At 38.8% G+C, this 24,974-nt stretch carries 20 protein-coding genes, 2 tRNA genes and 2 pseudogenes; 11 read left to right on the top strand and 13 right to left on the bottom strand.

From position 1 onward, the window contains the following. The first annotated feature begins 423 nt into the window (after positions 1–423). Positions 424–1,764 carry an anaerobic C4-dicarboxylate transporter gene (locus tag PR675_RS07455; protein ID WP_004921077.1) on the top strand — a complete coding sequence of 447 codons (1,341 nt, stop codon included), beginning with the start codon at positions 424–426 and terminating at the stop codon, positions 1,762–1,764. A gap of 62 nt (positions 1,765–1,826) precedes the next feature. Here PR675_RS07455 and yfaE read toward each other — a convergent pair whose 3' ends face one another. The 4 genes from yfaE to ubiG all read right to left on the bottom strand — a co-directional run bounded on the left by yfaE (position 1,827) and on the right by ubiG (position 6,590). Next, the gene (gene yfaE / locus PR675_RS07450) at positions 1,827–2,090 is read right to left on the bottom strand and encodes a class I ribonucleotide reductase maintenance protein YfaE (protein ID WP_014656251.1); all 264 of its coding nucleotides are present in this window, start codon (positions 2,088–2,090) and stop codon (positions 1,827–1,829) included. A gap of 2 nt (positions 2,091–2,092) precedes the next feature. Continuing rightward, entirely contained in the window at positions 2,093–3,229 is a 1,137-nt protein-coding gene (gene nrdB, locus PR675_RS07445; RefSeq protein ID WP_004921075.1) for a class Ia ribonucleoside-diphosphate reductase subunit beta, read from the bottom strand. Positions 3,230–3,240: 11 nt separating this feature from the next. Continuing rightward, positions 3,241–5,532 carry a class 1a ribonucleoside-diphosphate reductase subunit alpha gene (nrdA, locus tag PR675_RS07440; RefSeq protein ID WP_004921074.1) on the bottom strand — a complete coding sequence of 764 codons (2,292 nt, stop codon included), beginning with the start codon at positions 5,530–5,532 and terminating at the stop codon, positions 3,241–3,243. A gap of 335 nt (positions 5,533–5,867) precedes the next feature. Then, complete coding sequence (ubiG, locus tag PR675_RS07435) at positions 5,868–6,590, bottom strand: bifunctional 2-polyprenyl-6-hydroxyphenol methylase/3-demethylubiquinol 3-O-methyltransferase UbiG (protein ID WP_272582713.1); 723 nt, start codon at positions 6,588–6,590, stop codon at positions 5,868–5,870. A 243-nt stretch (positions 6,591–6,833) separates the two neighbouring features. Here ubiG and gyrA point away from each other — a divergent pair, with 243 nt between their 5' ends. Further along, complete coding sequence (gene gyrA, locus PR675_RS07430; protein WP_014656250.1) at positions 6,834–9,437, top strand: DNA topoisomerase (ATP-hydrolyzing) subunit A; 2,604 nt, start codon at positions 6,834–6,836, stop codon at positions 9,435–9,437. A 192-nt stretch (positions 9,438–9,629) separates the two neighbouring features. Continuing rightward, a complete protein-coding gene (rcsC, locus tag PR675_RS07425; RefSeq protein WP_232626209.1) occupies positions 9,630–12,410 on the top strand; it encodes a two-component system sensor histidine kinase RcsC in 2,781 nt (926 codons plus the stop codon). Positions 12,411–12,488: 78 nt separating this feature from the next. On the opposite strand, the gene rcsB is transcribed toward rcsC, so the two are convergent. Together rcsB and rcsD are read right to left on the bottom strand one after the other, a co-directional pair. Then, positions 12,489–13,139: a response regulator transcription factor RcsB gene (gene rcsB / locus PR675_RS07420; protein WP_004921064.1), complete on the bottom strand. Its 651-nt coding sequence runs from the start codon at positions 13,137–13,139 to the stop codon at positions 12,489–12,491. Position 13,140: 1 nt separating this feature from the next. Further along, on the bottom strand, positions 13,141–15,852 hold the full coding sequence (rcsD, locus tag PR675_RS07415) for a phosphotransferase RcsD (protein ID WP_053110450.1): 2,712 nt from the start codon (positions 15,850–15,852) through the stop codon (positions 13,141–13,143). A 215-nt stretch (positions 15,853–16,067) separates the two neighbouring features. Between rcsD and PR675_RS07410 the strand changes: the two genes are divergently transcribed. Further along, a tRNA-Ser gene (locus PR675_RS07410) sits at positions 16,068–16,155 on the top strand. Between the two features lie 5 nt (positions 16,156–16,160). Next, positions 16,161–16,236, top strand: a tRNA-Thr gene (locus PR675_RS07405). 58 nt (positions 16,237–16,294) lie between these two features. Here the strand turns inward: PR675_RS07405 and PR675_RS07400 are convergent. Next, positions 16,295–16,543 (bottom strand): annotated as a pseudogene (locus PR675_RS07400) (hypothetical protein); the annotation flags it as partial. 705 nt (positions 16,544–17,248) lie between these two features. Between PR675_RS07400 and PR675_RS07395 the strand changes: the two are divergent. The 5 genes and pseudogenes from PR675_RS07395 (at position 17,249) to PR675_RS07375 (ending at position 20,354) form a co-directional block, all read left to right on the top strand. Beyond that, positions 17,249–17,575, top strand: a complete 327-nt coding sequence (locus PR675_RS07395) for a hypothetical protein (RefSeq protein ID WP_239686465.1) — start codon at positions 17,249–17,251, stop codon at positions 17,573–17,575. A 146-nt stretch (positions 17,576–17,721) separates the two neighbouring features. Next, positions 17,722–17,963 (top strand): annotated as a pseudogene (locus PR675_RS07390) (integrase core domain-containing protein); the annotation flags it as partial. Positions 17,964–18,300: 337 nt separating this feature from the next. Beyond that, the gene (locus PR675_RS07385) at positions 18,301–19,050 is read left to right on the top strand and encodes a hypothetical protein (protein ID WP_014656244.1); all 750 of its coding nucleotides are present in this window, start codon (positions 18,301–18,303) and stop codon (positions 19,048–19,050) included. Between the two features lie 150 nt (positions 19,051–19,200). Beyond that, the gene (locus PR675_RS07380) at positions 19,201–19,536 is read left to right on the top strand and encodes a hypothetical protein (protein ID WP_014656243.1); all 336 of its coding nucleotides are present in this window, start codon (positions 19,201–19,203) and stop codon (positions 19,534–19,536) included. A 344-nt stretch (positions 19,537–19,880) separates the two neighbouring features. Further along, entirely contained in the window at positions 19,881–20,354 is a 474-nt protein-coding gene (locus tag PR675_RS07375; RefSeq protein WP_223854805.1) for a hypothetical protein, read from the top strand. Positions 20,355–20,585: 231 nt separating this feature from the next. Here the strand turns inward: PR675_RS07375 and PR675_RS07370 are convergent, their stop codons facing one another. From PR675_RS07370 to PR675_RS07345, 6 genes are all read right to left on the bottom strand, one after another. Continuing rightward, entirely contained in the window at positions 20,586–20,963 is a 378-nt protein-coding gene (locus PR675_RS07370; RefSeq protein WP_225829657.1) for a hypothetical protein, read from the bottom strand. A 319-nt stretch (positions 20,964–21,282) separates the two neighbouring features. Beyond that, positions 21,283–21,660: a hypothetical protein gene (locus tag PR675_RS07365; RefSeq protein WP_053110443.1), complete on the bottom strand. Its 378-nt coding sequence runs from the start codon at positions 21,658–21,660 to the stop codon at positions 21,283–21,285. Between the two features lie 68 nt (positions 21,661–21,728). Continuing rightward, entirely contained in the window at positions 21,729–21,974 is a 246-nt protein-coding gene (locus PR675_RS07360) for a hypothetical protein (RefSeq protein WP_053110441.1), read from the bottom strand. 272 nt (positions 21,975–22,246) lie between these two features. Continuing rightward, positions 22,247–22,489, bottom strand: coding sequence for an ANR family transcriptional regulator (locus tag PR675_RS07355; protein ID WP_004921036.1), 243 nt, complete (start codon positions 22,487–22,489; stop codon positions 22,247–22,249). Positions 22,490–22,542: 53 nt separating this feature from the next. Further along, positions 22,543–23,217, bottom strand: coding sequence for a hypothetical protein (locus tag PR675_RS07350; protein WP_272582712.1), 675 nt, complete (start codon positions 23,215–23,217; stop codon positions 22,543–22,545). A gap of 370 nt (positions 23,218–23,587) precedes the next feature. Beyond that, positions 23,588–24,211, bottom strand: coding sequence for a LexA family protein (locus tag PR675_RS07345; RefSeq protein WP_004921030.1), 624 nt, complete (start codon positions 24,209–24,211; stop codon positions 23,588–23,590). Between the two features lie 205 nt (positions 24,212–24,416). On the opposite strand from PR675_RS07345, the gene PR675_RS07340 reads away from it, so the two are divergent. After that, positions 24,417–24,851 carry an antiterminator Q family protein gene (locus PR675_RS07340; protein ID WP_004921028.1) on the top strand — a complete coding sequence of 145 codons (435 nt, stop codon included), beginning with the start codon at positions 24,417–24,419 and terminating at the stop codon, positions 24,849–24,851. Positions 24,852–24,974: the final 123 nt, after the last annotated feature.

Raw genomic sequence — 24,974 nt, 5'->3', positions numbered from 1 at the left:
TTCCTCTGATTAAAAGTCGTGGATTTATTAGCTGAGCAGATTATGCGATCACAGTTTTTCTGTCAAATCTAAATTACAATGAGTGTAAACATAAAATTACACTCACGCATTTTTCTTATAAAGGAATGGTGAAAATAGCAACGAATTATTCGTCCTAGTTAATGAATAATCGTTATTGATATGGTGATTAAAGGTAAATACATCGGATTTTAAATGTTAACGGATGTTAATTAATTGATTGATATATATGATGTTTTAGATTAACAGGACAGTATCTCAGGAACCTAAGATAAATTTTGTGACGGGGTGGGAAAATCGAATTGAAAAATAAGATTAAATTCTTTAACCAGTTAATATAAATCAAATCTGTGTCAATCTTTCATCCCGATAATGTAAGGAAACATTAATTGAAAGGATGAACTTATGGACTTTTTGATACAACTTGCCATTATCCTCGTCTGCTTGTTCTACGGAGCAAGAAAAGGGGGAATGGCTCTCGGGCTGCTAGGCGGCGTTGGCTTAGTGATACTCGTTTTTGGTTTTGGTTTACCTCCTGGAAAACCGCCTGTTGATGTTATGCTTGTGATCATCGCTGTTGTTGCAGCATCAGCGACTCTACAGGCATCAGGCGGTTTGGATGTCATGCTACAAATTGCAGAACGACTACTACGTAAAAATCCAAAATACATCTCTATTGTGGCACCTTTTGTTACCTGTATTTTAACCATTTTGTGTGGTACAGGGCATGTGGTGTATACCATCCTTCCTATTATCTATGACGCGGCGATAAAAAATAATATTCGTCCTGAAAGACCGATGGCGGCCAGTAGTATTGGTGCACAAATGGGGATTATTGCCAGCCCTGTCTCTGTTGCAGTGGTGTCCTTAGTGGCGATGTTAAATGGCATCACCATTAATGGTAAATCGCTCGAATTTTTAGATCTCTTGGCGATTACCATTCCATCGACCCTAATCGGGATACTGGCAATCGGTATTTTCAGTTGGTTCAGAGGGAAAGATCTCGATAAAGATCCGGAATTCCAAAAGTTTATTTCGGTACATGAAAATTACGAATATGTGTATGGCGACAGCGCGACACTACTCGATAAAAAGTTACCGAAAATCAATTGGGTTGCTATGTGGATTTTCCTCGCTTCTATTGGGGTTGTTGCGATTTTGGGGGCGGTTTCTGAATTAAGGCCATTGGTCAATGGCAAACCACTGTCAATGGTACTTGTGATACAGATGTTTATGCTGCTCGCTGGTGCGCTGATCATCATTATTTGTAAAACAAATCCGGCACAGATTTCGAAAAATGAGGTTTTTCGTTCAGGAATGATTGCCATTGTTGCCGTATATGGTATCGCTTGGATGGCAGAAACAATGTTTGGCGCGCATATGGATCAAATCAAAGGCACGCTTGGGGCATTAGTCAAAGACTATCCATGGGCTTATGCCGTGATCCTCTTATTGGTCTCTAAATTTGTGAACTCACAAGCAGCCGCTTTAGCTGCGGTCGTTCCGATAGCGCTCGGCATTGGTGTTGATCCTGCCTATATCATCGCATCTGCGCCTGCTTGCTATGGTTATTATATTCTTCCGACTTATCCAAGTGATTTAGCCGCTATTCAATTTGACCGTTCCGGTACGACTCGGATAGGTAAATTTGTGATTAACCACAGCTTCATTCTACCCGGCCTCATTGGTGTTGGTGTCTCTTGTGTGTTTGGATGGGTATTTGCAGGATTATATGGTTATCTATAATCTGTAAGTGACGTGTTTAATTAACAGCGATGGCGTAAAGAGAGCGTCATCGCTGTGAGGTTTTAACCGATTTCGATGTCAGAAAGGGGATGGCAACAACAAGGTAAAATCTCACCGTCTTGTACAAAGGCAAGCGGTTTTTGTTTATAGCCCACTTTCCCTTTTAATAGCATGACTCGACATGAGCCACAATAGCCTTCTCGGCACTGATATTCAACAGGAATACGGCTGTCTTCAAGTGCTTCAAGCAGGCTTGTGTGGATCTCGGTGTGGTAAGGTACTTGCACACCCTGCGAGAGCCGCAGGGTGACTTTATGGCTAGCCATGATTAGAGTTCGAAATCACTCAGGTCATCAGTGTTGACTTCAGAGTCAATCTGACCAACCAGATAAGAGCTAACTTCGACTTCTTGCGGCGCAACTTGAACGTTGTCAGACACCAACCATGCATTGATCCAAGGAATTGGGTTTGAGCGTGCCTCAAAAGGTAATTTTAACCCAACAGCTTGCATTCGGATATTGGTGATATATTCCACGTATTGGCACAGAATATCTTTATTTAGGCCAATCATAGAACCTTCACTGAACAGATATTCAGCCCACTCTTTTTCTTGTTCAGCCGCATCCACGAACAGTTTATAGCACTCGTCTTCGCACTCAGCAGCAATCTCTGCCATTTCAGGATCATCCTGCCCAGAACGTAACAAGTTCAGCATATGCTGGGTTCCTGTTAAGTGAAGGGCTTCATCACGCGCAATCAGTTTAATAATTTTTGCGTTCCCTTCCATTAGCTCACGCTCTGCAAAGGCAAATGAGCAAGCAAAACTGACATAGAAACGGATAGCTTCTAAGGCATTTACGCTCATTAGGCACAGGTACAACTGTTTTTTCAGTGCACGTAGTGATACTGTGATTTGTTTACCATTGCAGGTGTGAGTACCTTCACCAAACATATGGTAATAGTTGGTCATCTCAATCAGCGTGTCATAGTAAGCAGAAATGTCACGAGCGCGTTTTAAGATCTCTTCGTTTTCAACGATATCATCAAAGATGATTGCCGGATCATTCACGATATTACGGATAATATGAGTGTAAGAGCGTGAATGGATCGTCTCTGAAAATGACCAAGTTTCAACCCAAGTTTCTAATTCAGGAATTGAAATCAGTGGCAATAACGCCACGTTCGGGCTGCGGCCCTGAATAGAGTCCAGCAGCGTTTGGTATTTCAGGTTACTAATAAATATGTGTTTCTCATGATCAGGCAAGCCATTATAGTCAATGCGGTCACGGGAAACGTCAACTTCTTCTGGACGCCAGAAAAATGAAAGCTGTTTCTCGATTAACTTTTCGAAAATCGGATACTTTTGTTGGTCGTAACGAGCAACGTTAACAGGTTGACCGAAAAACATCGGCTCAAGTAATTGGTCATTTCTCTTTTGTGAGAAAATGGTGTAAGTATGTGACATGACAATTCCTATTAAATTTTACACGCGCCGCCTTCACAATCTGAATCCGCTGACTCAACAACTTCTTCCAGATCACCTTGAACATCTTCCGCACCATCGCGGGTGTTGTGGTAGTAAAGTGTTTTCACACCAAACTTATAGGCGAGCAATAAATCTTTTAGCAATTGATTCATTGGTACTTTGCCTGTTGCAAAGCGCGTTGGGTCATAGTTGGTGTTTGCAGAAATAGACTGATCAACAAACTTCTGCATAATACCGACTAATTGCAAATAGCCGCTGTTTGAAGGCATTTGCCATAACAACTCATAGGCGCCTTTAAGATTCTCATAATCAGGTACAACTTGGCGTAAAATACCATCTTTAGATGCTTTAATGCTGATATAACCACGAGGTGGCTCGATACCATTGGTTGCGTTAGAGATCTGTGATGATGTTTCCGATGGCATCAACGCTGATAAGGTTGAGTTACGCAGACCATATTGTTGGATATCTTTACGTAACGTTTCCCAATCATAATGCAGAGGCTCATCAGTCAATTTATCCAACTCTTTCTTATAGGTATCAATTGGTAGAATACCTTTTGAATAAGTGGTTTCATTGAACCAAGGGCAAGCGCCTTGCTCTTTAGCCAATTCGTTAGAGGCTTTCAATAGATAGTATTGAATCGCTTCAAAGGTTTTGTGAGTCAAATTGTTGGCGCTGCCATCGGAATAGCGAACACCATGCTTGGCTAAATAATAAGCATAGTTAATGACGCCAATACCTAAAGTACGGCGACCCATTGCCCCTTTCTTCGCGGCAATAATCGGGTAGTCTTGATAATCGAGAAGGGCATCCAATGCACGTACAGCAAGCACGGCCAACTCTTCTAATTCATCAAGGTTTTCAATCGCACCCAAGTTAAAGGCTGACAGCGTACAAAGCGCAATTTCACCTTCTTCATCATTGATGTTATTCAATGGTTTTGTCGGCAGTGCAATTTCTAAACACAGGTTTGATTGACGCACTGGTGCAACTAAAGGATCAAATGGGCTGTGAGTATTACAGTGGTCAACGTTCTGAATATAGATACGACCTGTTGATGCACGTTCTTGCATCATTAATGAAAAGAGGTCAACCGCTTTAACACTGGATTTACGGATGCTGTCGTCTTGTTCATAAGCCAGATACAGGCGCTCAAATTCATCCTGATCAGCAAAGAAAGCATCATATAAGCCAGGCACATCAGAAGGGCTGAACAGCGTAATATCTTGGTTTTTGATCAAACGCTCATACATCAATTTGTTGACTTGGACACCATAATCCATATGGCGAACACGGTTACCTTCAACCCCACGGTTGTTTTTCAGCACTAATAGGCTTTCAACTTCTAAATGCCATAAAGGGTAGAAAAGTGTCGCTGCACCACCGCGCACACCGCCTTGTGAACAAGACTTAACGGCGGTTTGGAAGTGCTTATAAAAAGGGATACAACCAGTATGGAATGCTTCACCGCCACGAATCGGGCTACCTAAAGCACGGATACGGCCTGCGTTTACACCGATACCTGCACGTTGAGACACATACTTAACAATCGCACTGGATGTTGCGTTGATAGAATCTAAGCTATCGCCACACTCAATCAATACGCAAGAGCTGAATTGACGAGTTGGTGTACGAACACCAGCCATGATTGGTGTTGGTAGCGAAATCTTAAATGTGGAAGCCGCATCATAGAAACGACGGATGTAGTCTAAGCGAGTCTCTTTTGGATAATGAGAGAACAAGCATGCAGCAACGAGAATATAAAGGAACTGTGCACTCTCATAAATCTCGCCCGTAACACGGTTTTGTACTAAATACTTACCTTCAAGTTGTTTGACGGCAGCATAGGAGAAATTCATGTCACGCCAATGGTCAATGAAACTATCCATTTGCTCGAACTCTTCTTGTGAGTAGTCTTCCAGCAAATGCTTATCATATTTGCCCATTTCAACAAGGCGAGTGACGTGCTTGTACAGCGCGGGTGGCTCAAATTGACCATACGCTTTTTTACGTAGATGGAATATTGCAAGACGCGCCGCAAGATATTGATAGTCAGGCGTATCGCCAGTAATAAGGTCAGCAGCCGCTTTGATCATGGTTTCATGAATATCAGACGTTCTGATCCCATCATAAAACTGAATCTGTGAACGTAACTCCACCTGAGAAACAGATACATTATTCAGGCCTTCAGCAGCCCAAGTGATTACCTTGTGGATTTTATCGAGATCAATGCGTTCTTTATGTCCATCACGTTTTGTGACTAACAGACTCTGGTTCATGAGCAAGTACACCTTGGTTGACCTACAAAATAGCATATTGCTAACGCAAAAAAGCTCATAGATTAACTCTATGAGACTTGTAGTGTTAGATTCAAATTACATACTATATGTAGTGGTTTGTTGATTTTACTATAACAAGATAATGTTAATAAGCGGTTTTATCAAGTGCACAAATCCGAGTCTTCTGTGGATAACTGTAGGGATAAAAAACGTCACCTTGTCGGTAAGCTGCACTAGAAAAGGAATTCTATAAGTGGAAACTCGCAACAGGGTGACGAAAATAAATTTTGCAAAATGCGATCGTTTGCTGTTTTCTTGAACGTAACGCTTGCTATTTATTCGTTGACAGTATGGAGCATATAATTAACGTCCACATTCGGGCCTAAATAGAATTTATCTTTGAGTGGATTATAATGTAAACCCATGATATGCCTATCTTTTAGCTGAGCCTCGTTTGCCCACGAAATCAGTTCAGAAGGGCGAATAAATTTTTTCGCATCGTGGGTGCCTTTCGGAACCATTTTCATCACATATTCCGCCGCAACGACCGCCATTAACCACGCTTTTTTATTGCGGTTGATCGTCGAAAAAATAACATGCCCACCGGGCTTGACCAATTTAGCACACGCACGTACGATCGACTGTGGATCAGGCACATGCTCCAACATCTCCATGCAGGTCACGACATCATAAGCTTGTGGATATTTGTCAGCGTGCTGCTCTACTGTTTCTTGTACGTATTCAACAGGGATCCCTGACTCTAATGAGTGCAGGCGTGCGACCATCAGTGGGTCCGCCCCCATATCAAGTCCCGTCACATCGGCACCTTCACGTGCCATACTTTCAGATAAAATTCCGCCACCACAGCCCACATCAAGTACTTTCTTACCAAATAAACCATCAACCCGTTGCATAATATAGCCAAGGCGAAGCGGGTTAATGCGATGAAGTGGGGCAAATTCACCTTCGAGATCCCACCAGCGAGAAGCAATAGCTTCAAACTTCTCAATTTCATGCTTATCGACGTTCTGATACGCGGGGGTTGAAGTATCATTCATGAGTGGAGCTCCTGTTCCTAGATAGGTGTCCAAACGTTAATACGCGAATTTATTGAGGCCATAAAACGTTTTTTTGTTGCTCTTACGCAATAAACTCAAAGTATACGGACACATAAAGACATTTTTCCGCTATTATACATAGCTTGAAAGACAAATACTCACTTCTCATTTTTTTTATTAAATTGGCGAATTGTGGTATAGTTCTAAACCTTTGAATCCGAAGTTATGAGGGACAGTGGTTCCATGAGCGACATTGCCAGAGAAATCACACCGGTCAATATCGAAGAAGAACTCAAAAGTTCGTATTTGGATTATGCGATGTCCGTTATTGTCGGGCGCGCGCTTCCAGATGTTCGAGATGGACTGAAGCCAGTACACCGCAGAGTACTGTTTGCGATGAATGTATTGGGAAATGATTGGAATAAACCCTATAAAAAATCTGCCCGTATAGTCGGGGACGTTATCGGTAAATACCATCCACATGGTGATATCGCTGTTTATGAGACAATCGTTCGTCTTGCTCAGCCTTTTTCTATGCGTTATATGCTGGTAGATGGTCAGGGGAACTTTGGTTCAGTTGACGGAGATTCCGCAGCTGCAATGCGTTATACGGAAATCCGTATGGCGAAAATTGCCCATGAAATGTTAGCGGATCTTGAAAAAGAGACCGTTGATTTCGTCCCAAACTATGATGGTACAGAGCAAATCCCTGAAGTTATGCCTACGAAAATCCCTAACCTATTGGTTAATGGTTCGTCAGGTATTGCTGTTGGGATGGCAACGAACATTCCTCCACACAACCTAGGGGAAGTGATCAGCGGTTGCCTTGCTTATATAGATGATGAAGATATTAGCATTGAAGGTCTGATGGAGCACATCCCAGGGCCTGATTTCCCGACTGCCGCTATCATTAATGGTCGCCGTGGAATTATCGATGCGTACCGTACTGGCCGTGGTAAGGTCTATATTCGTGCGCGTGCTGAGGTCGAAGTTGACGAAAAAAATGGCCGCGAAACGATTATTGTCAGCGAAATTCCTTATCAGGTAAACAAAGCTCGTCTTATTGAGAAAATAGCTGAACTCGTTAAAGAAAAACGTGTTGAAGGAATTAGTGCATTACGCGATGAGTCTGATAAAGACGGCATGCGTATCGTGATTGAAGTGAAACGTGATGCGGTAGGAGAGGTTGTCCTTAACAATCTTTACTCGCTGACTCAGCTTCAAGTCTCGTTCGGCATTAATATGGTAGCCTTGCATCAAGGCCAACCGAAAATCCTTAATTTAAAAGATATTATTGCTGCGTTCGTTCGCCACCGCCGTGAAGTGGTGACTCGCCGCACTATTTTTGAATTGCGTAAAGCACGTGAACGAGCACATATTCTTGAAGCATTAGCCGTTGCATTAGCTAACATTGATCCTATTATCGAGTTAATTCGTCGTGCACCGACGCCAGCAGAAGCGAAGGCAGGGTTGATTGCACGCCCTTGGGATCTTGGTAATGTGGCTGCGATGCTTGAGCGTGCCGGTGATGATGCAGCACGCCCAGAATGGCTTGAAGAACAATATGGCGTACACGACGGTCAATACTATCTGACTGAGCAACAAGCCCAAGCGATTTTGGATTTGCGTCTGCAAAAACTGACCGGGCTTGAGCATGAGAAACTGCTGGAAGAATACCGTGATCTTCTGAAGCAAATCGAAGAACTGTTGTATATTCTACGTAGCCCTGAGCGTTTAATGGAAGTTATTCGCGAAGAGTTAGAAGCTATCCGTGAACTGTATAATGATGCTCGTCGTACTGAGATCACCGAAAATACAGCGGATATCAACATTGAAGATTTGATTAGCCAAGAAGATGTGGTGGTAACACTGTCTCACCAAGGCTATGTGAAATATCAACCACTGTCTGATTACGAAGCGCAACGCCGTGGCGGTAAAGGTAAATCGGCAGCACGCATTAAAGAAGAAGACTTTATTGAGCGTTTGCTGGTGGCGAATACCCACGACACCATCCTATGCTTCTCTAGCCGTGGTCGCCTATATTGGATGAAAGTTTACCAATTACCAGAGGCCAGCCGTGGAGCACGGGGTCGTCCAATTGTGAACTTGTTGCCACTTGAACAAGATGAGCGTATTACCGCTATCTTGCCAGTTCGTGAATACGAAGAAGGCTACTATGTCTTTATGGCAACGGCGAGTGGTACGGTGAAGAAAACGGCATTGCAAGACTTTAGCCGCCCAAGAAGTGCCGGTATTATTGCCGTTAACCTCAATGAAGGCGATGAATTGATTGGTGTTGATTTAACCAATGGTTCAAATGAAGTCATGCTGTTCTCTGCTCAAGGTAAGGTTGTCCGTTTTGCCGAAGATGCGGTTCGCCCAATGGGACGTACTGCAACTGGGGTACGTGGTATTCGTCTAGCCGATGAAGACAAAGTGGTTTCACTGATTATCCCTCGCGGCGAAGGCCATATCTTAACTGTGACTGAAAACGGTTATGGTAAACGTACAGCTGAGCAAGAGTACCCAACGAAATCGCGGGCAACTCAAGGTGTGATCTCAATTAAAGTCAGTGAGCGTAATGGTAATGTGGTTGGGGCTATCCAAGTGGATGAAACCGATCAGATTATGATGATCACGAATGCTGGTACTTTAGTGCGTACACGCGTTTCGGAAGTTAGTGTTGTTGGCCGTAATACACAAGGTGTGACGCTGATTAGAACAGCGGAAGAAGAAAAAGTTGTTGGTTTACAACGTGTCGCTGAAACAGAGGAAGATGAAAACTCTGATGAAGCAGGTGCAGAGGATATACCTAGCACAGACATGGGAACCAATACGCCTGAATAAATGTATGGGTCATTGATTCGACGGGCGGTTTACCGCCCGTTTTGCTATCTAACCATCCAGTTTAACAACTATCGCTTTTTACAACTTTTATCGAGTATACTCAGTCACAGTAACATAGCCTGTGTAGGATAGATCTTGAGATATTTACCGTCATTTAGAACATCATTACGATTATCCCGTGATTTATTCCGTATCCTCGGCTTAATGCTATGGGGAATGGGGGTTTTTATTACCTTATTCTTCCTTTATACCCAATTTAATGAAAGCAAGTCAGATATACGCCAGCAGTTTTATTCAGGGTTTGAAAATATGCAGGCGTTCATTTTGCAAACCGGTACCACATTGCGCTCTATCCAGTTTATGACTGAACAACATGAAGAGCGCCTGGAAAATGAACCAAATTACGTCACATTACCTGCCACTGGTTCCTATAGCCTGTACCCATTATCACCCGAGGCGGATTGTACCTATTTTAAAAATAGAACCAGTGATTACCTAAACGCATTCGAACAACTCATTTATTTTTGGAAAGACAGTATTGCTGCTCCGCAAGGGTTAAATCATGTCTTTGTAATAGGCTCTAAGAGTTACTGCATGATGGATTTTCCAATCCGTACGACCGTATCTGACATTGAGATCTTAAAAAAGGTTGGCTACGAAAATATACGTTCCTATCAAAGCCTAAGATTACAAGGGCAAGAGCGTAACTTATATACGATTGTTCATGGTGCTCAAACCGATTCAGGGCAGTTGTATCTGATCCAACCTATTTATGTGAGTAGCCTTCTGTATGGGTTTATTGGTTTAGAGAGAACAATCAGCTTAAATCAATTTATACAACGTTCGAATAAATCCTTTGAAGTGGTCGTCCTTAATTCGTATAACCAACCGGTTTTATATTACCCAACGGACTTGAATCCTAAAAATTCCAATTTACTCTCTATTTCTGAGCCTAGTTTTTTTGGCTTTAGCTCCGATTATTCAAAACTGATTTTTAAAAAGCGCTTATCGCCATCATTAATGACAGTGGTGTATGCTGTTCCCACCAGCGAGATATTTGCAGAGCATAGAGCGTCCATTTTTTATAGTATCGTTATTAATATCACCTCTGGCTGCCTGATCTTTTTCCTCATTTGGTTGTTAGAGCGCAAAATGCTAGTGCCAGCCGCGAATACCGCTATTCGCCTTGAAGAGCATGAACAGTTTAACCATAAAATTGTAGCATCGGCGCCTGTCGGCATCATCATTCTAAGGTTAAGTGATGGTGGCAACATTCTGAGTAATGAATTAGCTCACGATTATTTCCGCTTATTAAGTGAAGATGATAAACAGCGCATACTGACAATTATTCGCCAAAAATCGAGTAATTACATTGATGTTGTGACTAGTAGTAGTACACATCTACAAATAAGCTTTGTTAATTCGCGTTATCAAAACGAAGATGTTGCTATATGCGTACTGATTGATATTAGTATCCGTGTTCAGATGGAGAAATCCTTACAAGATGTGGCTGATGCTGCGGAACAGGCTAACCATGCTAAATCCATGTTCTTGGCAACGGTGAGTCATGAATTACGTACGCCACTATATGGTATTATCGGTAATATTGAATTATTACAGCGGCTTGAGTTATCCGATAAAGCGAATCGTCTTGTAACCACGATGGATAATTCATCCTCACTGTTGCTGCAAATTATCAGTGATATATTGGATTTTTCAAAAATTGAATCTAATCAACTAAACATTGAATATAAACTATTTAATTGCCGTGATGTTTTTGCTTTTGTCTTAGCTAACTACTTGCCTTTAGTCGCGAAAAAACAGATAGCGCTTTATTCCTTTATTGAACCTAATGTGCCTGATTTGCTATTGAGTGATGCGGTAAGGCTACAGCAGGTGATATCGAATATCATCAATAATAGTATTAAATTCACAGATTCTGGTTTTGTCTTCTTCTATGTTTGGCGTGACGAAAACTATTTAAAGATTGAAATTAAAGACTCAGGGATAGGCATGCCGCAAGCGGTTGTGTTACAACTTTTTGATCCCTTCTTCCAAGTGCATGACCAAAATAACTTGGGGCATAAAGGTACAGGTTTAGGGTTAGCAATCTGTGAAAAGTTGATTAACTTGATGGATGGAGATATTGAAGTTAATTCGCAAATAGGCTTGGGTAGCTCCTTTATTATCCGTATCCCACTTTATGGCCAAAAGTATACCGAACATGCTATTCCGGAATACCGCTTTCATTATCGGATAGCGATTATTTGCCGGAACCAATGTCTTTCTAGCTTTTTAACCAGACTACTTAGACATAACCATTTTGTTGTCTGTGTTGATAAAGAAATTGATAAGGCAGAAAGTTATGATTTATTGATCACCGATAACCAAGACTCTCATGAGTTAAAGAGTAAAAAAGTACTTCATCTGTGTAATCTATATGTTGGTGATTTGCGTGAAGAGTCGCCTAACAAATGGTTATATAACACTTATCAGAATGAAAAGTTACCATCAATCATCGATAAATTTATTTCGAAATCACGAGGTGAGCAGGCTGCAAAAGAAGAGAGCAATAAAGCAAACTCCCTTGAGATAGATGGTTCATTGAGTTCATATCAAGTATTAATTGTTGATGATCATCCAATCAATAGGGTGATGTTAAGCGATCAAATATCCAATATTGGTTTTAGCACTTGTACTGCCGTTGATGGTATTGATGCACTGAAATATCTAGAAAACCATACGGTTGATATCGTTTTAACCGATGTGAATATGCCAAATATGGATGGTTATGGGCTGTCTAAAGCGTTACGAAACTTAGGTTCAACAGTTCCAATTATTGCATTAACAGCAAATGCAATGGAGGAGGAGAAGCAACGTTGCCGGGATGCAGGTATGAATGGCTGTCTATCTAAGCCAACCAAAATCACAACCTTGAAAGAAACCTTATTGAAATTCGTGGGTAATAAATAAGCTACCCGGTAAAAGCGTTAAAGAGAAAAACCCGTTTGTATCGGGTTTTTCAGCAATAACATAAAGGTGATTTATCGATTAATCGGTAGATGAGTTATCGATGCTAACAGAAGACAGGTAGTTAAGTAATGCGATATCGTTGTCGACACCGAGTTTCAACATTGCTGATTTCTTTTGGCTACTAATCGTTTTAATACTACGATTCAATTTTTTAGCTATTTCTGTGACCAAAAAGCCTTCTGCAAAGAGACGTAAAACTTCACTCTCTTTTGGCGATAAGCGCTTATCTCCATAACCACTTGCATTCACTTTCTCAAGTAGCTTACTCACACTCTCAGGGGTAAATTTTTTCCCTTTTTGTAATGCGGCTAAAGCTTTTGGTAGATCAGCAGGCGCGCCTTGTTTTAAAACAATACCTTCAATATCTAGCTCAAGGATTGCACTTAAAATCGCAGGGTTATTGTTCATGGTGAGAACAATGACAGAAAGATCAGGGTAGTGACGTTTAATATATTTGATTAACGTAATACCATCGCCGTATTTATCACCAGGCATTGATAAATCAGTGACTAAGACGTCGGCATTTAAACGCGCTAAGTTATTAATTAAAGACGTTGAATCTTCAAATTCACCAACGATATTGACCCATTCAATCTGTTCGAGTGACTTTCTGATACCGAAAAGAACAATAGGATGATCATCGGCAACAATGACATTTAGGTTATTCATATTATTGGTTACCTTTTGGCATTAGCTTTTCCACTGAAACATCCAGCTCTCTAATGCAATTACTTATTTTTAAGCTATTTCCTTCTGCTATGTAAAGTTCCAAATCTTCACAAAGCTTGTGAAGGAACCTAAAATCTAGCATAGCAAAAACTCCTTTTAAACGGTGTGCTGTGTTTTTCAATTCGGCCAAATCCTCAAGACTTTCACTAGTATACAGTTTATTAATATCTATCGGAACTGTTGTTATAAACAAATCCTTATAATCGCTATTTGATAAAATATTTTGATAAGTTTGAAGTATGCTTTCCATCGATTCATCAGTTGTTGGTGTCGTATCGTGCTGGGAAAGTGGAATTCCGACCACCGACGCCAACTCGTCATCATCGGCTTGTGCATTTTCAATAAGCAAAGATATAGCATCAATCAGCTCATCTGCAAAGTTATAGTTAACTTCTATGTGCTGTGGTGTGATTGAGTTGACACCTGACGTTGTTCCAGAAATTTTTATTATGTTTTTAAACTGATTATCATCATTATCTGTTATCAATAGATCCCAATCCGTATGCGGTGAACTTTCGTGTAAATCTAAAAAGTCTGCACCATAATTAGATAGGATATTTCTGACAATTCGTGATGTATCAATATTGTGAATTGCTAAACGAATATGAATATCTTCGAGTAATGTAGGATAGCTATCGGCAATGATTGCTGATTTTGTAGGTAAAGTTAATTGATAGTGAGAGCCTATTGCAGGGCTGCTTTTAACGGTAAAGCTGCCATTCATCTTTTTACAGATAGCCTTGCATAAATATAAGGTGATCCCTGAGCGGTTAAACCGTGATGCGTTTAATACTTGCCCTGAGAATGGATGCTGAATATTGGCTAACTCCTGATTTGTCAGGCCCATACCGCTATCTTTAATATCAATAATGATGGTTTTTTTATCTTCCTGATAATTCAGGCTAACGGCAATTTTCCCAAATGCAGTGGTATCAACGGAATACTCTAGGATTAACTGCAATAGATGTTTTAAGTAGGTCGGCTCTAATGAAAATAGAGAATCTGGATTAATATTATTATAGAAGTAGAGCGATAACCCTTTATTTTTAAGGCGGAAAAGGTTTTGTTTTAAGAATTGAGTAAGCAGCAAACTCACCGAGATTTTTTCAGTTTGTAGTTTTCCAGAGGAAGATTCTAAGGAGTTTAATAAGTTAATATTATTAAACCAACGATTAATATGGGTCGTTTGGGCGACTATCGTATCAATAAATTCGTGCTTATCATCTTCAGAAGCTTCAATCAGCCCACCCACCGCTTTATTCAGCTCGGTTAATGAAGGTTGAACTTCATGTTGCATGTTCTCAAACACCACTTTTCTCAGTTGAATATTTTTCTTATATTCGCGATTAGCCATCTCTTGTCGGCGTTGAGTTAATGCCTCTTTATCTTTATCAATAATAATGAAGAGATAAGTATCTTCTAGCATACTGATATTGACGAGGATAACTTCATAAACGTTATTCTCAATCGAGATTTGGATCATATCATGGTTATGGGTCGCCAATTCTTTAATATGGTTGAGATCCATCGAAGGCAATAAGGCGTTTACCACATTATTACTCAGTAATTTTTTATTTGATGTAAAATCATACACTAGAATGCCATAACTAATATTATTGATAATATCGTTATTCAGTGTCTCTTGAAGCTCTAATTGGTGTTGCATGACTGAGTTCGGTGAAATGATCCGGTTACGGATAAAGACGCTTGTAAAGAAGACAAGCAATATCACGACAACCATACAAGTAAGCAGCCATATATTATAGCCAATAACACCGACAATCAGGTCTTTTAACGGTACTCGGTAATAAACTTGATAGTTGCTACCTTCAATATGCTGTGCGAAAACTAAGCTCGTTCCTCGCACCTCAACATTTGTTCCTTTAGCGGTATCATTATTACGTGGCGATAACGAGATATTATCGCCTTTCAGGTTTGTTGGGAGTATCGAGTTGATCGATATATCAAACGAAATCACGCTGGTTAATTGGCCAGGTGAATTAAACATCAGACGATAGGTATAATAATAGATATTCTCAGGTGCCAGCTTTTGTAGGTTAGAAATGATCTCTCTTCTATCTAAGAGTGTCGACTGAGTTAGCATATCTGTACGCTTTTCTTCAGCGGTCATTGTCAGATAGCTCTCTTTATAACGTAACTCGGGCTTTAATATAGAGTGCGTGGTGACCAAGATCAGCGTGTTATCAGTGCCATTGAGGTAATACATCGAGTTATATTCATTTCGCGCCCCCCAGACGATTTCCATGTAGTTAGCTAATTTTGTTGCTAATAAGCTATTTCGCTCACTATCACTCCCAAATAAAATTGCATCAATGGTTTGATTTGTACTGCCTAGCCAATAAACGTCATGACGAATTTTCGTAATACGGGCAGGGGAGGCCGGTGTCGTATTTAAGTTTGTAGTGGCTGGTTTTTCGTTAACCTGTTTATACATCAAGTTAGCTTGGTAACGATAATCCTCTATTTGGTAGGCCAATTGTTTCGCTATGGTATTCAAGGAGGCTTGGCGGCTAAGTAGCCACGAGTGATACGAATTATATAGCGACAGCGAGAGCATCACGACAAGTAGCAGAATAAAGACGTAAAATAGGCGTGAGAGTAAAATGGTTTTTATCAAAGATTGTCTGTACATATTGTGGTGAACTGTCCTGTCGGCAAAAATATATTAATTGACTAAAAATCATACGCCTATGAAAAATTGAGACACCGATTTTGCACAGATATTAGCACTTTTATTATGAAATAGAGAACAATTGAGTGAAGATTAGCCAAACAGAACGAAAAAATCAATTTTTTTACTTTCAGGGGTAGACAAGCTGCGCCGATTCCTCCATAATCGCGCCCCATGGAAGGATGGCCGAGCGGTCGAAGGCAGCGGTCTTGAAAACCGCCGATGGGAAACCATCCTAGAGTTCGAATCTCTATCCTTCCGCCAAATTCGCCGGCTTAGCTCAGTTGGTAGAGCAACTGACTTGTAATCAGTAGGTCACCAGTTCGACTCCGGTAGCCGGCACCAAATAAGAACCCGTTACATTTCATAGATGTAGCGGGTTTTTTCTTGCTTGTAATTCATGTCATTTAACCACCTCTAATAACTGATGGGACATATTTGTGTCATCGTGTGACATTAGCTCGTCTATCTTCATTGCATGTTCAGTTAGATGATTCGGCGCTAAATGAGCATACCTTCTCACTGCTGGCGTTAATGTTCCATCCGCTCTATTTTTCGCCTCCTTATGCACAAACACATACCTATGATGGTTCCCAATCTAACTGCGAAGAACCTTGCACGCAGTATCGTTTAACGCGACGCCAATGGCTTTAGCAAATTAACAATGCCACTTCACATACCAATCTTACCCCTTAGGAAGATTGATATCTTATTTCCTCTTCTTACACACTTTCAGTGTTATTGTGCATGCTGTCATTCAAAGCTTCAATACAGTTTGCTCTAGCAAATGGCCAAGGTGGCTTTTTCTTTTTTGGGTCTTTGCGAGACCCGCTTATCCGTCCAGTATTAATCCATTTTTTAGTGTGGAGTACTCACGTATTCAGAAAAAGTTATTGTACTTGAACACACTAATAAAGAACTGAACAACAAAGTTGAATGCATGTCAAACCTGTTCAAAGAAGGCATGACACCAACACAATTCTGTAAATGCTTTAATGGCGTAAATACTCAACAGGTTCAAATGTGGCTAGCAGAACGCAGCTGGTTATATCACGAGACCAAATCAGAGTGAAATTAATCCTCACGGTCATGAGCCATTCATCAAATATCAGCCTGTATTATTGAAGAAAGGTGCTAAACGTCTTTATGAGCTTTATCTTGCAGGTGAGTTACCAATGAAAAAGAATTGGAATGGATTAGTTATTCACGATAAAGAATACAAAGCCGTAGCCTAACCACACATAGCCCAAGGATGGGCTTGCAATCCAGATCACATATTACGCTTCTTAACTGAGGTCTTTTGCTTTGTTTTGTTCTTTACGTTAGTTACCATGGCTTAAAACAAGTAGGGGGTAACGTGAATAAAATCTTATTAAGCAGTTTTTTTGTATTGGGTTCATTGCTATCAGTTCCTACAAATGCAACTGTACTAGCACCTGAAGGTACAGGTGCGGGTGGCGTTTATGAAATGGAAGAAATGAAAAAGCTGATATGTGACGATCAGAATGATAAACAAAAATGTGAAAGGTTTGTATACATAGCAATGACAGGGGCATATACCTATGGAAAAGTAGCTGCGTCATGCGAAGAGTGGATGAGAAATGGAGGTATCCCCAATGGGTTTGAAAGTCGCTGTGAGCATGTGAGTAAATTAGATGATTATTTTGATAAAGATCTGGAGTAACTCCACTAAGAATAAATAACGATTTGCTCCCCATTGCACTATATAACATATAGGCTATGGGGAAAGGCTCCTCTAAGTTGATGTGGGGATAGGAATGAAGCACATCTTATTAGGTTTGACAGTATCTAGATTATTGAGTGGCTGCGTCACTGTGCCATATTCAACCGGGCAAACCGCAATAAATGGCTTTATCGAACGTTTTAATGGCTCGTTCCATCGTGAATTTTTAAATGCGTATTTATTTGAATCATTGAGTCAAGTTAGAGAATTAGCGTGGTATTAGCAGCAAGATTATAACCAAAACCGAACGCACGAAAGTTTAAATCACCTCCCTCCGGAGGCCTATCGTAAACAGTTAGAAAACTTTAATTTAGTGTGTCTCAATTAATGTGGCGTGGACATACCCGCACAAGAAAATGCAAAAGTTACCAATAGTACAATGTTAAATTTAGGGTTTGTTATACACGCATCTGAAATTCTTGGCTTTAGTGAGATAGTAAAGAAAATTACAATACCAAATTGGCAGCCACAAAATGGCGTTTTGGTGAAAAGAAAAAAACTCTCTCCACATAGAAACAGCCTTTGCGATTGTAATAATGGATATAAAATATAAACACTGTCATGGTAAAATCAAATGAACCCACTTCGGTGGGTTTTTTATTGCCTTAAATGAGGTGTTGCCCTAATATTCATTGAACTTAAGCTAAACTTATTGAGGCAATGGAATGAAAAAATTACTAGCGTGTTTTTTGAGCATATCGATTTTAAGCTCTACGGGATGTTTAACAAAAAACTTTTGGGAAGATAACCCAACAGTCGAAACCAAATCACAAAATGTTGTTAAGTTAACAGATAAAATAATTGCCAGTTTTGAATATAAAAATATTAAAATTGAAAGTAAAACAACAAAAAACGATATAAATGATATCAAATTTCCGGATTCTGGATTCGGTTTTATAGGAGAAAAGTACGCCTATTTATTAACCAGTGGCTCTTCTGAATTAATGGAGTTAAATGAATTAGTGAAAATAATCCCATTAACTGCATTTGATAATCCCAAGGGAATAATTCGAATTAAAATACTTCCCAATAGCAACAGTCAATCACCGATCGAATTTATGCAGAATTACTTTGTATACACTGATCCCAAATTTCAATTTACTGACGCACAAATAAAGGCCTTAGAGCAGGCAGGCTTTAAGAATAGGGCACAAGGAAATGATAAATCATCTTGGGTAAGAACTGTGCCAATTAAAGGGTATATTATTGATAGGAATGATATAAGCTTACCAGTAACTTCCAATGCAAAACTAAATGAATTATATACTGTTGAACTGTATGCTTCCGAAGAACAGAAATCATTTAATGCAGGTAATTTGATTGCAAAGATAATAGCTACACCATTTACCGTTGTAGCAGATGTGGTCATCACACCTCCCCTTGCTATTTTTGTTTTGATTGCATTTAGTAAGTAATTTTCTGAATAGCAAGTGAATTGGTAGCTCAAGCACTAGTGAATAACCTGCTCCGGCAGGTTTTTTGTACCTAATTGTTTGCTTTGTTTTACGCTGCTTTCGGTATAACATCAATTAAATTAATAAAAAACTGAGTGTGAGGATGGGATGATGAAAAAGTCAATAATTGCAATTGTTTTATCTTGTATTGGTTTTAGCGTTTATGCAGGAACATCTTATACAAAGGAGGAATTAAATAAACTTGTAGATTCAGGCAATCCGCCAAAAGAAAAATATGAGCAAATACTTGGAACTGACACTATGCCATTTTCGCCATGCAAATCAGATGTCAATAAGATGTATAATCAATTAATTGGTGAATATCCCGTTAAAGTAATTCAGAATAGCCCAGACTCATATGTGGTAAAAATGTGGGCAAATGATGGATTTGTGGTAGCTAAATGTGCCAATGGTCAAAAAATAGTTTCAGGGGCAGAGTACGAATAATGGAAAAATATTCGTGGCAGCTGCTCTGATTGCATTATTGGTAGGCTGCGGCAGAAAACCAGATGCTCCGTTCGGCTTGAAATGAAGAGTAGATAGCGTGAGTTTTGTTAAAGATGGTGACTGTGAGAAAAAAGCTGGAATGACAACTCTTGGTAATGGAAAGCTATTTAATGATCTGTCCTATTACAGCACATTACGATTTGATAAAAATGGATTGTTTGAGGTGTAGTCGATATTTGTTGGCGACTAAGGCTCTATAAATAAATTTGTGTATTTAAATAATGAAAAAAATATTCTCTTTGATTGTTATGCTATGCGCTCTTTTCTGTATCACCAGTGTCAGTATGGCTGGTGAAAATGAAACAGCGGAAAAAAAGACAAAAATTGACGTGCTCCCGCAACCATACTCAACAAGTGATTTATATGGCTATTGGTTTGATACAAATAATACACCCGAAGTAAGAATTCTTAAACTGATGATCCTAGCTCCGAATGGTGTTGCGAGAGATGCATTGCTGATTGAACTAGGTGATAATGTAGAAGAAATCAAACAAGAATCTTTGTGGAAATTTGACCCGAATTCTAGCGTGTTAACGCAAGAAGTGACCAAAATGACTTATACAATCAATGGAAAAATAGAACCAATAGATTTTGGTGAGGTCGAGCCTGTAAAAGTATCTGTGACAATTAAAAAAAGAGGTGATGATATTTTTATGAATACTGTTTCTGATGATGGCACTGTAGAAACTTACCAAAAAATAACAAAAGAAATGAAAGATAAAATTCATCAGAAAGCGAAAGAAAATGCTAGAAAATAAATTACACATCAATACCTAGCTGAATATTCACCATTTTCCTCGAGATTATCTGGTGTGTGTAATTGACAACGTTATTCATGACCATTGTCTTTTGGTGGCATATCCTCTTGATCGTTGATGGACTTATTATGGTGTAATCAGATTTTTGCATTATGATAAGTTTAAATTAATGTTCTGATAATCTGATTTGGCTGTGTAAAAACGAAGAGCAGACAAATATCATCATGCCTGCTATTTAGTAAAGTAAGTCCTCATGCACCAAGGTGATGACTCACAATCACCAGCATTGATATATATTATGAGATCATAAAACGAGGCGATGTAAAAGGATAACGCTGGTGCGATAATAATTAAATAAATCATCCCTACTTTTGTTAATTGCTTCCTTTGTGTCGAAAAAATACCAACAAAAGCAATTAAAGATAATAAAGCTTGAAGAAATCTTGAAGTCGCAAAGAGATAAAGCATTGTATCTATTCGATATATGCCCTGAGCTGTTGGGTATTTTTCAAAAATAAATTGAATAGATGCAGTTCCAACATACCAAATTATAATGAATAAAAGATGAATTGAATATTCACCTTGAACAAGCTTTTTTAATGAACCCATAAAATTTTCTTTTACCATCAAACCTTAAGTTAAATTAAAACATATAGGGGGGTAAATGTCACTAAAGACTCATTAGCTGGGTAATAAAAGCCCAACAAGACACCATCAAAGCAATGCAAAGCCTATTTATAGACTCAAGCATAAAGATTTCAATGGGGTTAAACTATTTTTGTTCCCCTTTTAAATTGAGGGCACTGTATAAATTTGAGAATTTAGAGCCTATATAATCTTTATAGAAATAACATAGTCAAATAGGTGATACTCTATTCCTAGGGCATTGCCAGATTAATGCCGGCTGACAGTAATAAATTATAGCCTGTCATTGAAACAGGCTTTTAGTACTTTCTTCATATATCTGATAATTAATAATATCAGGTAGGGCGACCATACACCAATTTATCATCGCGATTATTAAACAGATAATTTGAACACTTAACAACAGGATAACAACGACACGCCAAATCGTCACTTTGCTTTTTAACATGTGAAAAACGCCCGTTATAATGGCGATAGAATACGATGTTTTAAATATGAATAGAAAAAAGATAAGAAAAAGCTGTGTTTTGATTGGAATAGCATCACTACTTTTCATTAGTAAAAATACGGAGGAGCTGCATAGCTCTAAAAATAGCCAAAAACCCCAAACTGTAACAGCGAGAGAATACTTCCCTGTAACAACCCTTTTTAATACGCTCATTGATACTTCCTTTTAAGTAACCCCCCTAGTAGCTTATTAGTTACCATATCTAATAGGCGGATGAAATATTATTTGGTTTTTGTCCAATCTCTTACATAGGTTTTATTGAATAAGCCGGTTAAAAGTGAAGAGGGTTGATGTTGCCGCCTACCTTTTCTTACACGATGAGTGTATGTGAGCGAATTTTTAGCGTTATTGTTAGGCTTTAATAAAAGATCAAAAGCATCATCGATAGTAATACCTTTATTTTGGGCTAGGTATTTTGCTTGTAATCTTAATAGATTTTTTCTTGTCTTTACTACTATCGGGTTCATATGATCACTCCATTTTATATCTATATAATTTACCCGATATTTTTTGCGAAGGAAATATATTCTACTTAAGGATAAGTGGGTTTATTGAAAAAGTCATGATAATAGGCTGTGAAAAGTATAAAAACATATAACAACAGAGATAATCTCCTGTATTATTGTAAAGATAAAAACATTATTTCGCAGCTAGCATAAAAAGCTAACAATATTAACCCGCTATTAAAAATAGCGAGTTGTTTAAACGATTTTTATATGAAAGATACTGCTGATATGTGTCATATCAGAGAATTTTCTGTAGACTCATCGTCAGCCATTAGTTTATATTTTTCTCTTTGAATTTGCATATAACAAAAATCAGCACGGCGCTCACACCATATTTGGTTACGATAAACACGCGATAATCGATTAGCTTGTGACCATGCTTTGGACGCTTCAAAGTATTTACCTGATCTTTCGAGACGTATCGCATCACGAGCGACTTTAAGGTAGAGCGGACTATCATTATTTTGATTCACCATAAAAACTCCTAAATATTAAAATAAATCTTTGCGACGAGATAAAATGCAGAGGGTTAATTTTTTAATATACCTTTTGCTATTTTGATGACCTCAGGTAAATGTTCTATGGCGACTTGATTTAGTTTTTTTGCTTTAAATTGATTAAGAATTTCCACTGCTTCATTTCGATATCCATTTTTAGCTAATTGCAGTATAAGGCTCTCTGCTTGTGAAAATAGAATATTAGGGTCAACATGAATTGTTTTATCTTCAATTACGTGTTTAGAACTGATAAGGGATAGGACAAATTCACAACGTTCAGCAATGCCATGTAAGTTATCCCAATTTGCTAAAATTTCTATACATAAATTATGAATAGCAATATTCGGCAATTTTGTAACTTGTTCTAAATTTACCAGTGTCATATGTAAAGCTTCGATTTGCCTATGCTGCTCTGTAGTATTTAAATCTAATATTTGATTGATTTTCTTAATATGTGATCCTGTGAGTTGCTCAAAATTGCCTTTATATATTACACATAATGCAATAATTTGTTTTAATGTAAGGCTATTAATATCAATATCTTTTTCTATAGGTGAGTCTGTTGCACCTGTGTGAGAGTAAACAAAAGATTGATGTGCATTATTTTCAATATCATCGTTGTTAAAACAGCCTCTCTTAGACTGTAAAATGGCAATTAATTGGCGCATTACCTGTGTGTTTTCTTTAATAATATGTTCTAAATCCATCATAAAACCTCAAATGATTAAGTGAACAAGATGTTTTCACTGAACTTTGATTTTGTCGGTATTACAAGACTAAACACTGGTATTACCGACCCAATACAGTTCACCTGCAAATTCATGTTAGTCGTCTATCCCTTTATTGATGCATCGTTCAATTTTTGTTCTCCTAGGTTGAAGAAGGCTGACTTTATTACAGTATAATTAGTATTACGATGGTTATATTACTATATAAATAGTAAATGTAAACTATGAATGTAGTAATTTCTCGGTTGAGAAACCTATTTGCTTGTTTTTAATAGAAAGAAAATTACTGTGTTTGATAACGCGTTTTCTTGTTTGCAGAGAAAACGCGTTAAGAGAGGGGTCTAGAGAATTATCTTTTGCGGCGGTAAATGCGGTGCTCAACCATGACACCAATGAGTGAAATTTGATAATCGTGACTGTTCAACGTTGGGTAATCAGGGTTAAGAGGCACTAATTCAAACTCACCAGTACCAATACCGGTAGGCCGATATTTTTTGAATGTTCCTTGGTTCCCGCCATTTTTCGCAAACACAAATTCACCTGGGTTAGGCCAGATCTCGGTATCAATCACTACGATGTCACCTTCTTTAAACTCAGGTGTCATGCTGTCGCCTTCAACCCGTAATGCAAATGCATTCGCGCTGATATCGTCATCAACTAAGATGTATTCGAAATTCCCTTCATAGTCAGTGATCGGGTTGGCATCCTTAAATAACCCAGCTTGAACATAACTTAATAGTGGAATTCGTCGGCTATTGACCTCGGATATTGGCATAATGCTTTTGCCGTTGAGTAGCCATTCAGGATGAGATTGAAGAGCTTTTGCTATCTCTATAATATTTCTTGGTTTTTTGGTTCTACCATTTTCAATGGATTCGATTGATTGCTGACTGATCCCCGCTTTTTCTGCTAACTCAGTCTGGGTTAAGTTTAGTTCTTGCCGGCGTTGCCGGATCCTGCTTGCTAGTGACATGAGGTTAACCTCTTATAAAGAATAAAAATTATTGTTATTAGATATAATACAATTTTTATTGTAATTGACAAACAAAAATATTGGTAGTTTAATACTACTTATATTGTTATTAGTGAGTTGAATATAAAAGCGTCTAAAGCTGAGCTTAAGGTGCAGTATGAGTTGTGTTATTAGTTAAAAACAGTGTAGGAAAGGTAGGTTGCAAATGATGAATAGAAACATACAACAAATTCTTACATATTGGGGTGGTTGGTCATATGGCGATCATTGTGGTGCGATAGGTTGGTCATCTGTCTCCGCTGGTTTTCGTGATTTGGTAACATCAACAAGCAAGAGTAGGCCAATGTGTAGTGATGAAGATGGTTTGGTTATCGATTTATGTGTTGCCAAACTTGGGGTTGTTGGTATGGAGCGTGAACGTAGTTATATTGAGGACTATTATGTTAAAGGTTATTCAAAGCGGGCTATTGGTCGGAAATATAAAGTACGGGAAGGGGAAATACGTGAGAGAATACAAGTTGCCGAAAGTTTTATTTTAGGCTGTTTAGAAACATTAAATATTCAGTTAGATATTGATATTTTATGCGCTCAGCCAGTAATAAAATCAGAACGACGAGTGCGCGCGCAAAACATATATTAACATATTATAATTGAACGTTTTGACAAATGATAGGCCTCTCTTTAGAGGCTTTTTTTTATTTTAAATAAGCTATTCATCAACGTAAAAGGTTAGAGAATAGGACAGCTAGAAGGTCTTAATGAT

It is taken from the genome of Providencia sp. PROV261 (genome assembly GCF_028477945.1).
GTDB lineage: Bacteria > Pseudomonadota > Gammaproteobacteria > Enterobacterales > Enterobacteriaceae > Providencia > Providencia stuartii.
Note: the sequence above shows the minus strand (reverse complement) of the source record. Positions and strands in the feature narration are given on the sequence as shown.